The following is an 11014-nucleotide window of genomic DNA, read 5'->3' as shown; positions in this document are numbered from 1 at the left end:
TTCTGTTTTTCGCAAAAAATGCGTTTTATCTTAAAGATTGTGCAAAGGTAATAAAAAACTTATTAAAAAAAGATGGATTTTTATTTTTTTTGTATCTTTGCACAAAAATTATTTAAAGGATGCGGTTTTGCAATATGGAGTTGGCAGAATCGGATATGCAACAAACCATTAAAATAAGAGATATGGCAGAAATTAATCAATATAGAAAGGAATTGCGCGATAAGATCATAGCTTATGCCATGAAAGAGTTTCATCAGCGCGGCGTAAAGGCGGTGAAGATGGATGAGATTTCTCGTGGACTCCGTGTGTCGAAGCGTACGGTGTATGAGATCTTCGGCGACAAGGAGGAACTGCTGCTTGCAGGAATGAAGATAGAGCGGGCAGAATACAAGGCCCGCGTTGAAGAGTATGCTCTTGCGCACGCACGTAATGTAATGGATGTGATTGGCTATATCTATCGCCTTCAGATGGAGCGTAACCAGCAGGTGGGGGTAGTTTTCTATGAGGAGATTCATAGAATGCCCCGCATCCTGAAGTTCCTGAAAGAGGAGCATGATAAGGAATATGATGATAGCATGCGCTTCTTCCAGGCTGGTGTAGATGAGGGATACTTCCGCAAGGATGTAAATTTCGAGGTGGTTTATGAGTCTTCGAGAATCTGTATGTCAGAGATGATGCATCAGCAGCTCTATAAGAGATTTACGATGCAGGAGCTCTTCGATAATTTCACTCTCATTATGATTCGTGGTTTCTGTACCGATCGCGGTCTCGAATTGCTGGATAAGGCAATCGGACAGCTTTAAAGCTTGTATATCCATTTCATCAGTCTGTTGATGATGCCGATGTTGCATCTGAACCAGCGGTATTTTGCCACGGGCTTGCCTCCGAAGCTGCGAATGAATTCTCTATACGGATTTCGCTTCCAAGGTAAGCCTACATCCATAAAGTGCAGGTGCTTGAAGCCCCTTTGGTGGGCGTATTGGATGGCGTGCCAGACGGTCAGGGCATCGGGATGCAGATATCGGTAGCTTTTCCTGAGCGATGCCAGGTGCCACAGATAGGCATCGTTGTCGCAGAAGGCCAGGGTGCATCCGCCCAGTATCTTGTTTTCGTAAGATGCTTTCTTGATACCCAGGCGTTTCTTGTCGTAGGTTGTCACAAAGACCTTTGCTTCGCTGCTTTTGCTTATTTGCTCAAAGTATTCTCTTGGTGGCACATAGCGGCGAGGTTTCATCTTGTAGAAGTTTCTATAGAGTTGATAGAATTTTCCCACTTCGTTTTCGTCAGAAGTGCTATGGCATTTCAATCCTTTTCTTTCTGCTGCTTCAATTTGCATTTTAGCCTTGTCGGTGAGACGCTCTTCCGGTGTCTTGCTGTGTAGTGAATTGTATATTTCCTGCCAAGCCACAGGGAAGTAGCCCGTGCGACGGAAATGTCGGTAGCCGAACATCTTTTTCTGTATCTCTGAAAATTCGATGTAGAGGGTATGGCGGCGGGTGAGTTCGCGGGTCATCGCATGCAGAAGAGTAGGGAAGGTGGCTTCGGCGGTTTCTTCATCCAGATAGGCTCCTTCTCCGTGCACGTGGGCATGTATATATATAAAAGGTGGAATAAGGATATGGCGGCGGTGTATCATGGCTAGCATTTGTCCGACTACTCTTCCTTCCTGGGTAGCTACAGCCATAATGGGGGTATCGCTTGGTACTTTTTCACCTATCTGGAAGAGTTCCAAGCTATGGAAGAAGTTGCCCTCCAGCAGATGGGGCAGCTCCTCGTTTTCCGAATATATTCTTACTTCTATTCTTTTCACATTGCAAAAATAATAAATTAATTATAAAAAAACAAGTTTTCTTCCATTGTGTGGCTCTTTTTTAGTATTTTTGCACATTATCAAGGATTGTTTAGGTAAAAATGGCCTGATGGCTTGCGTAAAGCGGCTTGATGGCTTCAGGTAAAAATAAGATTGAAAAAGAAAAAGATATGAAGGTGATATTGATTGGTGCTGGCAATCTTGCCACTCATTTGGGGAAGGCGATATTTGCCGCAGGTCATGATGTGGTGCAGGTGTTCAGCCGCACGATGCAATCGGCTACGGCTCTGGCTTCCGAGGTGGGCGCACAGCCTGTTTCGGATATATCAGATGTTCGCTCAGATGCAGATCTGTACGTCGTTTCGGTGAAGGATAGTGCTATTGTAGAGTTGATTCCTGTTCTCTGCAAAGGAAAGGAGACCAAGGTTTTTCTGCATACGGCAGGCTCTATCCCGATGGATGTTTTCCAGGGAATGGCTTTACATTATGGTGTGCTTTATCCGATGCAGACTTTCTCCAAGCAGCGTGAGGTGGATTTCTCTCAGATACCTTGTTTTATCGAGGCGAATGATGAGCATGCCTTGCAGCTGATCGGTGATGTGGCGCATCAGGTGAGCAGTAGGGTGTATCATCTGGCGAGTGAAGACCGCAAGTACCTGCATCTCTCTGCCGTCTTTGCCTGCAATTTCGTGAATCATTGCTATGCCTTGAGTCGGGAAATCCTGGAGGAGCACGGAATACCATTTGATGTGATGCTTCCGTTGATAGACGAGACGGCTGCGAAGGTGCACGAGTTGGATCCGAAAGATGCACAGACGGGGCCGGCTGTAAGGTATGATGAGAATGTGCTTCGGGCGCAGGGAGCTCTGCTCAAGTCGAATCCGCAGATGAAGGATATCTATGACAGAATGAGCATGAGTATTCATAAGCTAAGTATCAAGGAATAGAGTTCAAGTGTCTGATTACTAAATAGAAAAAGTTTTCAAGTATGATTAATTACGATTTGAAGAAGATAAAGGCAATTGTATTTGATGTGGATGGCGTGCTTTCCCGCCAGACCATTACGCTTGCCAGTACGGGTGAACCTCTTCGCACCGTGAATATCAAGGATGGCTATGCAATTCAGTTGGCTCAGAAGGTGGGTGTGCGCATCGTCATCCTTACGGGCGGAACTACCGAGGCTATCCGCAAGCGATATGAGGGATTGGGCGTGCAGGATATCTATATGGGATGTGCTGTGAAAATCAATACCTATGATGCTTTTCTGGAGAAGTATCAGCTTTCTGATGAGGAAATCATCTATGTGGGTGATGATATCCCGGATTACGAGGTAATGCGTCGTTGTGGCTGCCCGTGCTGCCCAGCCGATGCCTGCTCTGATATCAAGGAGATTTCCTGCTATGTCTCTTCTGCCAATGGTGGCGAAGGAGTGGGCAGGGATATTGTAGAGCAGGTGCTTCGTGCCAAGGGGCATTGGCTTTCCAATGCCAAGGCGTTTGGATGGTAAATGAATTAGTAATTTGAACTTTCGCAAGTTCAGTATGGTAAAAAACAGATGAAGTATAAGATTATTTTGGCGAGCAATTCGCCACGCCGCAGGGAGTTGTTGGCAGGATTGGATGTTAATTTCGAGGTGAAGGTATTGCGTGGTATTGATGAAAGCTATCCTGAAGATTTGGATGCATACGATGTGGCTGAGTATATTGCCCAGAAGAAAGCGGATGCTTATCGCTCTTTATTGGATGGAGATGAGGCTTCTGAAGAGGCTTCTGAAGATTCTACTTCAGAAAAATCTTCAGGCAAATCCTCCTCCGATGATTTGCTCATTCTTACAGCGGATACCGTAGTGATTGCTCCTGCTGCCGATGAACAGAACGATCAGGAGGGTAAGGGAATCATTCTCGGAAAGCCGCAGAATGCCGATGATGCGGTTCGCATGCTTAAGATGTTGAGCGGCAAGACTCACCATGTGGTTACGGGCGTATGTCTTACTACGAAGAAAGAACAGCGCAAGTTCTCGGTATGTACGGAAGTAAGTTTCAAGGAATTTGAAGAATGGGAGATTAATTATTATATCACTCATTACAAACCATTCGATAAGGCGGGTGCCTATGGCATCCAGGAATGGATAGGTTACATCGGATGTACCGGACTCAAGGGCAGTTACTACAACGTGATGGGTTTGCCAGTGCAGCGCATCTATGCTGAAATGCTTAAATTAGCAGAGTAATTGGTCGGGGCTTTTGTGGCAATTTGCATCAATAATCCCTAAACAGCCATCAGATTGGTGAAGAAACAGCAGGAAAATCATCAAAAATAGGGCAATTTAGTTTTTTTAAATTTAAATATGCCCTTATGTCCGGAATTATGAGTATCTTTGTGCGTTTTATGTAACTAACAAGGATTATGACTGAGAAAAATAAAGCCAAGGTTCGTGAAATCTTGGACACATATTTGGAGTGCAATCATCACCGCAAGACCCCGGAAAGATATGCAGTTCTGGATGCGGTTTATAGCATTGATGGGCACTTCACTCTTGAAGAGCTGGATGCTGAGCTCACGAAGAGAAACTTCCGGGTGAGCAGAGCTACGCTCTATAATACAATGCATCTCTTCATCGAGCTGAGGCTCGTGATGAGACACAGTCTGGTGGATGGTACCAAATACGAGGCGTGCTATTACAATGATAGCCATATCCATCAGGTGTGTAGCGTGTGTGGGCAGGTAACGGAGATCAATGTGCCGGCTGTTACGGCAGCAGTGAATGACCTCAAGCTGCAGCGTTTCCGAAAGGATACTTTCGCCCTCTATATTTACGGCGTATGCAGTACATGCCAGGCAAAGCTTACACGCAAGAAAAACGATAAGTAATAAAAATAACTATATTTTATAGAAATGAACACAGGTAAAGTAGATGTCCTGCTCGGTTTGCAGTGGGGCGATGAAGGAAAAGGTAAGGTGGTTGATGTTTTGACCCCTAAGTATGATGTCATTGCTCGTTTCCAGGGTGGTCCTAATGCGGGTCATACTCTCGAGTTCGAAGGCGAGAAGTATGTTCTTCGTTCTATCCCTTCTGGTATCTTCCAGGGTGGCAAGGTAAACATCATCGGTAACGGCGTAGTCTTGGCTCCAGACCTCTTTATGGGCGAGGCTAAGGATTTGGAGAAGAGTGGCCATGACCTCAAGAGCCGTCTCTACATTTCTAAGAAGGCGCATCTCATCATGCCTACTCACCGTGTGCTCGATGCAGCCATTGAGGCTTCTAAGGGCAAGAACAAGGTAGGTACTACTGGTAAGGGTATTGGCCCTACTTATACTGATAAGGTAAGCCGTACTGGTCTTCGCGTAGGTGATATCCTCGAAAACTTCGAGGAGAAGTATGCTGCTCACAAGGCTGCTCATCTCAAGACTATCGCTAGCCTCGGATACACTGATTTCGATATCACTGAGGTAGAGAAGACCTGGATGGAGGGCATCGAATACTTGAAGCAGTTTAAGCTCATCGACAGCGAGGTGGAAATCAACAAGGTGCTCCGCTCTGGCAAGGACATCCTCTGCGAGGGTGCTCAGGGTACTATGCTCGATGTTGACTTCGGTTCTTATCCATTCGTAACTTCTTCTAATACCATCTGTGCGGGTGCCTGCATCGGTCTGGGTGTCGGTCCTAACCGTATCGGCAATGTCTATGGTATCATGAAGGCTTACTGTACTCGCGTAGGTGCAGGTCCATTCCCAACAGAGCTCTTCGATGAGACTGGTGCCAAGATCCGTGACCTGGGTCATGAGTATGGTGCGGTTACTGGCCGTGAGCGTCGTTGTGGATGGTGCGACCTCGTACAGCTCAAGTATTCTGTTATGGTAAACGGTGTAACCGAACTTATCATGATGAAGAGCGATGTGCTCGATGGTTTCGATACCATCAAGGCTTGCGTGGCTTACAAGTTGCCTGATGGCACTGTTACTACAGATTTCCCTTACGAGATTGATAACGTAGAGCCTGTTTACAAGGAGTTCAAGGGATGGAAGACTGATATGACTCAGTTTACTTCTGAGGATCAGTTCCCACAGGAATTCAAGGACTACATTGCATTCGTAGAGGAGTTCCTTGAGACCAAGATTGGTATCATCTCTATCGGTCCAGACCGCGCTCAGACTATTGTTCGTAAATAATTTGATAGTGTTTAATGTTTGGTGTATGATGTTTGCTTAAGGGTGAGCATAGCACTAGGCATTAAACATTTAACATTTAATATTTAACATAAATAAATGGCTCAGAAACCAAGTATTCCAAAGGGTACCCGCGATTTCGGTCCTGTTGAGATGGCAAAGCGTAATTACATCTTCAATACCATCAAGGATGTGTATGCCCTTTACGGATTCCAGCAGATTGAGACTCCTGCCATGGAGACCCTTCAGACCTTGATGGGTAAGTATGGTGAGGAGGGCGACAAGCTGCTCTTTAAGATTTTGAATTCAGGTGACTATATGAATAAGGTGAGCGATGAGGATATTCATTCGCTCGGATCACTCAAGTTGGCGGCAAAGCTCTGCGAGAAGGGTCTTCGCTACGATCTTACCGTGCCTTTCGCACGCTACGTGGTGCAGCATCGAGATGAGTTGCAGATGCCTTTCAAGCGCTATCAGATTCAGCCAGTATGGCGTGCCGACCGTCCACAGAAGGGTCGCTATCGCGAGTTCTATCAGTGCGATGCTGATGTGGTTGGTTCTGATTCTCTTCTCAACGAGGTTGAGTTGATGCAGATTGTAGATACAGTCTTTACCAAGTTTGGTGTGCGTGTCTGCATCAAGATCAATAACCGTAAGATCCTTACCGGTATTGCTGAGGTAATTGGCGAGGCAGAGAAGATCGTAGATATCACCGTGGCTATCGATAAGCTCGACAAGATTGGTCTTGACAATGTGAACGAGGAACTTCGCAATGATGGCATTTCTGAAGAGGCTATTGAGAAGTTGCAGCCAATCATCTCATTGTCAGGTTCTAACGATGAGAAACTTGAAGTGATTTCCAAGGTTCTCGAAGGTTCTGAAATCGGATTGAAGGGTGTAGAGGAAACTAAGTTTATCCTTGATACCTTGAAGTCTGTTGGTCTGAACAATGAGATTGAGCTCGACCTTACTTTGGCTCGTGGCTTGAACTATTATACTGGTGCCATCTTCGAGGTGAAGGCGCTTGATACTCCTATGGGCAGTATCACTGGTGGTGGTCGTTACGACAACCTTACCGGTATCTTTGGCTTGCCAGGATTGAGTGGAGTAGGTATCAGTTTTGGTGCCGACCGCATCTACGATGTGCTCAATGCCCTCGATCTCTATCCAAAGGAGGCGGTCAATTCTACTCAGGTGCTCTTCATCAATTTCGGTGAGAAAGAGACAGCCTATTGTCTTCCTATCGTGACTGCCGCTCGTGCAGCTGGTATCCGCACTGAGATCTTCCCAGACAAGGCGAAGATGAAGAAGCAGATGAGCTATGCCAACGCCAAGCAGATTCCATTTGTTGTTCTCGCTGGCGAGAATGAGATGGCAGCTGGCAAGGTTACATTGAAGAATATGGAGAGTGGTGAGCAGACTTTGGTTTCTGCAGAGGAGCTCATCGCTGTCGTTAAGAAATAATAAAGGCTATATAATTCTGGTATAAGGTTTTTCTACCGTATATATTTACCATTCGTCCGTTCTCTTATGTATGAATTTGTGAAAACTCTGCATAGGAGGCGGATTTTTTTTAGCTTTAGGGCTAGAAGCGAATCCTTCTCATGTTGCCGGCAAGCAGATCAAGTATGTGCTGCAGTTTGGTGCCAGTATAGAGAAGTAGCTGCAAGTGATAGGAGAGTCAGCTGCAAGTGATAGGAGAGTCAGCTGTAAGTGATAGGAGAGTCAGCTGCAAGTGATAGGAGAAGTAGCTGCAGGTGATAGGAGAAGTAGCTGCAGGTGATAGGAGAAGTAGCTGCAAGTGATAGGAGAGTCTGCTGTAAGTGATAGGAGAGGCAGCTATAAGTGATAGGAGAGGCAGCTGTAAGTGATAGGTGAAGTAGTTGTATGATAATCTATTTCCCACAAAAGAAAAGGGGGCGGCAAGCAGTCGTGATAGACTGATGCCTCCCCCAAACGATATGGAAAGTTTTAAATGTCTTAATTCTTAAAGCTGTGGATAGGAGCAGGAATGCGACCTACACGATTTACGAAATCAGAGCAGCTGAACTGATTAACCGGCATGATTGGAGCATAACCCAACAAACCGCCGAAATCTACTGTATCTCCCACCTTCATACCCACAACAGGGATGATGCGGACGGCAGTGGTCTTCTGGTTTACCATACCAATGGCAGCCTCGTCGGCAATGACACCGGAGATGGTGGTAGCTGCTGTATCGCCAGGGATGGCAATCATATCCAAACCTACAGAGCAAACGCAAGTCATCGCCTCCAACTTCTCGATAGTAAGTGCACCTGCCTCTACGGCATTGATCATACCCTGGTCCTCAGAAACAGGGATGAAGGCACCACTCAAACCGCCAACATAAGAAGAAGCCATGATACCGCCCTTCTTAACCTGGTCGTTCAAAAGTGCGAGTGCTGCGGTTGTACCTGGAGCACCAGCACGCTCCAGACCAATCAACTCCAGAATATCAGCTACGCTGTCGCCGATGGCTGGAGTAGGAGCCAATGAAAGGTCGATGATGCCGAATGGTACGTTCAGGCGGCGTGATGCCTCCTTGGCAACCAGCTGACCTACACGTGTAATCTTGAAAGCAGTACGCTTGATAGTCTCGCAGAGAACCTCGAAGCTTTCGCCCTTCACCTGCTCCAAAGCATATTTTACTACACCAGGACCGCTGACACCTACGCTGACAACAGCGTCTGCCTCAGAAACGCCATGGAAGGCACCTGCCATGAATGGGTTATCATCAGGAGCATTGCAGAGAACAACGAGCTTAGCGCAACCCAAGGAACCATTATCTTTGGTAGCCTCGGCTGTATCCTTGATGATTTCGCCCAACAGTCGTACGGCATCCATATTGATACCGGTCTTGGTAGAACCTACGTTTACAGAGCTGCAGATGAAATCGGTCTGAGCCATAGCCTGAGGGATAGAACGGATGAGAAGCTCATCGCTCTTGCTCATACCCTTGCTTACGATGGCTGAGTATCCACCGAGGAAGTTGACACCCAACTCCTTGGCACACTTGTCGAGAGTCTTGGCAATCTTCACATAGTCATCGGTAGTCTTGCAGGCAGAACCACCTACGAGTGCAATCGGAGTGATAGAGATGCGCTTGTTTACGATAGGCACACCATACTCTTTAGAGATGTCCTCACCAGTCTTCACCAAATCCTTGGCGAGGCGGGTAATCTTATTATAAATGTTCTGACAGAGCTGGTCGAGATCTGAAGTGGCACAGTCCAGGAGGTTGATACCCATGGTGATGGTGCGCACGTCGAAGTTCTCCTGCTCAATCATCTTGTTGGTTTCGATAACCTCAGATATATTGATCATATTCCTTCTATTGCTTTTAAATGTGATAAACTTAGATGCGGTGCATCATGTTGAAGATTTCCTCACGCTGGCATTTTACCTGAACACCAATGCTCTTGCCAAGATCAGCGAGTTCGTCGGCAACAGTCTCGAAAGATGTATTCATCTTACCCATGTCAACAATCATCATCATGTTGAAGTACTCTTGTACGATGGTCTGAGAGATATCCAGGATATTGACGTCCTTCTCTGCCAAATAGGTACAAACTCTGGCGATGATACCTTTTGTATCCTTGCCCACTACTGTAATAATCGTTCTGTTCATGTAATAAATTATTTTATATGGATAGTTTAATGCTGCAAATTTACAACAATTTAGGGAGACTACCAAATAAAAAACAGAAAACTTGCAAAATGACAGACATTTTGCAAGTTTTCTGATATATCGTTTACTTGATTCCTCTTTCGTTGAGTGCCTTGGAATATTTTGCTGCATTCTGCAGGTGCTCCTGATAGGTGCGGGCAAAATTGTGGGTGCCGCTGAAATCCTCCTTGGCGCACATATAGAGATACTCGTGCTTTACATGGTTGAGTACGGCATCAATGCCGGCAACCGATGGAATGCGGATAGGACCAGGAGGAAGACCTGGATTCTTGTAGGTGTTGTATGGGCTCTTGATGTACAGGAGGTTGTTGTAGATACGCTTCAGTTCGAAACGCTTCCAGGCGAACTTGATGGTTGGGTCAGCCTGCAGTGGCATACCTTCCGGATACTCTGCATTGCGCAGCATCAGTCGGTTGTAGTACATACCTGCAATCATCGGTTTTTCGCCGTTGTTGGCAGTTTCCTCATCTACAATACTGGCAAGTGTAATCACCTGGTTAGGAGTGAGCTTCATCGTCTTGGCCTTCTCCGTGCGTTCAAAGTTCCAGAACTTGTCGCTCTCTTTCTTCATGCGTTCCAGGAATTTCTCGATGGATACATTCCAGTAGATATCGTAGGTGTTAGGGATAAACATGCAGGCGATGGTGGCTGTGTCGTAGCCCATCTTCTCGCAAACCGTCTCATCTGTGAGTGCCTTCTTGATTTCTGTGCTGTCGAGCATCAGTTTCTTGCTCAGCTCTACGGCGAGCTTGTCGATGGTGCGTACGGAAGGTATGGTGAGGTTGACAGGTTCCTGCAAACCATTCTTCATGTGACGCCAGACCTTGAGTGCTCCGTCTCCAGGATGGATGGCGTATCTACCGGTGCGGATGTGGTCGGCATAGCCTGAATGAAGGGTGAGTGTGCGGAATGCCTGCATCGGGATGCTCTTGGCGAAAGGTTTCACCTTATTATATACAGAGTCGATGTTGTCATCGGCATCGATATATACATACTTGGTTTCGCTGCTTTTCGAGAATGATGAGAAGCAGTAGAGATAACCTACGATGGCAATGACGGCGATGCAGCCGATGGCGCCATAGAGGTAAAACTTAGAAGTTGTTTTCTTTTTCTTCATTTTCTTTATCTACTTAAAACATTTTCTTTTCTTCTTGAAATATTTCTGTTCGTCTTTGAACTTGATCTGTTCTTCTTGAAACATTTTGGTGCAAAAGTACAGTAAAAATGCCAAATAGCAAAGCGTAGTCAATTAAAATAGGTTAATTCACTGATTCTTTATCCGTGGTATGAAGATTTTCATTACCTTTGCATCATTGAAACTGAGGAAT

General features: G+C 46.0%; 11 protein-coding genes. 7 read left to right on the top strand and 4 right to left on the bottom strand.

Annotated features, from left to right (window positions below; translation table 11 throughout):
* Positions 1-182 precede the first annotated feature (182 nt).
* Positions 183-803 carry a TetR/AcrR family transcriptional regulator gene (locus CFT61_RS05110; RefSeq protein ID WP_176425505.1) on the top strand — a complete coding sequence of 207 codons (621 nt, stop codon included), beginning with the start codon at positions 183-185 and terminating at the stop codon, positions 801-803.
* On the opposite strand, the gene CFT61_RS05105 is transcribed toward CFT61_RS05110, so the two are convergent.
* On the bottom strand, positions 800-1810 hold the full coding sequence (locus CFT61_RS05105; RefSeq protein WP_254918863.1) for a GNAT family N-acetyltransferase: 1011 nt from the start codon (positions 1808-1810) through the stop codon (positions 800-802). The genes CFT61_RS05110 and CFT61_RS05105 overlap by 4 nt on opposite strands.
* A 131-nt stretch (positions 1811-1941) precedes the next feature.
* Between CFT61_RS05105 and CFT61_RS05100 the strand changes: the two genes are divergently transcribed.
* The 6 genes from CFT61_RS05100 (at position 1942) to hisS (ending at position 7441) form a co-directional block, all read left to right on the top strand.
* Complete coding sequence (locus tag CFT61_RS05100) at positions 1942-2757, top strand: Rossmann-like and DUF2520 domain-containing protein (RefSeq protein WP_089543387.1); 816 nt, start codon at positions 1942-1944, stop codon at positions 2755-2757.
* Between the two features lie 41 nt (positions 2758-2798).
* A complete protein-coding gene (locus CFT61_RS05095; protein ID WP_089543386.1) occupies positions 2799-3317 on the top strand; it encodes a KdsC family phosphatase in 519 nt (172 codons plus the stop codon).
* Between the two features lie 48 nt (positions 3318-3365).
* Complete coding sequence (locus tag CFT61_RS05090; RefSeq protein WP_089543385.1) at positions 3366-4040, top strand: Maf family nucleotide pyrophosphatase; 675 nt, start codon at positions 3366-3368, stop codon at positions 4038-4040.
* A gap of 176 nt (positions 4041-4216) precedes the next feature.
* Positions 4217-4681, top strand: a complete 465-nt coding sequence (locus tag CFT61_RS05085) for a Fur family transcriptional regulator (protein WP_089543384.1) — start codon at positions 4217-4219, stop codon at positions 4679-4681.
* Between the two features lie 24 nt (positions 4682-4705).
* Entirely contained in the window at positions 4706-5980 is a 1275-nt protein-coding gene (locus CFT61_RS05080; protein WP_089543383.1) for an adenylosuccinate synthase, read from the top strand.
* A 96-nt stretch (positions 5981-6076) separates the two neighbouring features.
* The gene (gene hisS / locus CFT61_RS05075; protein ID WP_089543382.1) at positions 6077-7441 is read left to right on the top strand and encodes a histidine--tRNA ligase; all 1365 of its coding nucleotides are present in this window, start codon (positions 6077-6079) and stop codon (positions 7439-7441) included.
* Positions 7442-7957: 516 nt separating this feature from the next.
* Here the strand turns inward: hisS and CFT61_RS05070 are convergent.
* The 3 genes from CFT61_RS05070 to mltG form a co-directional block, all read right to left on the bottom strand.
* Positions 7958-9322 (bottom strand): PFL family protein, encoded by a 1365-nt coding sequence (locus CFT61_RS05070; RefSeq protein ID WP_089543381.1) that lies wholly within the window; start codon positions 9320-9322, stop codon positions 7958-7960.
* 31 nt (positions 9323-9353) lie between these two features.
* A complete protein-coding gene (locus CFT61_RS05065) occupies positions 9354-9626 on the bottom strand; it encodes an ACT domain-containing protein (RefSeq protein WP_089543380.1) in 273 nt (90 codons plus the stop codon).
* Between the two features lie 124 nt (positions 9627-9750).
* Positions 9751-10803: an endolytic transglycosylase MltG gene (gene mltG / locus CFT61_RS05060; protein ID WP_089543379.1), complete on the bottom strand. Its 1053-nt coding sequence runs from the start codon at positions 10801-10803 to the stop codon at positions 9751-9753.
* Positions 10804-11014: the final 211 nt, after the last annotated feature.

The organism is Segatella copri, from assembly GCF_002224675.1.
Taxonomy (GTDB): Bacteria; Bacteroidota; Bacteroidia; order Bacteroidales; family Bacteroidaceae; genus Prevotella; species Prevotella copri_U.
This window is presented reverse-complemented; position numbering and strand designations above follow the sequence as displayed.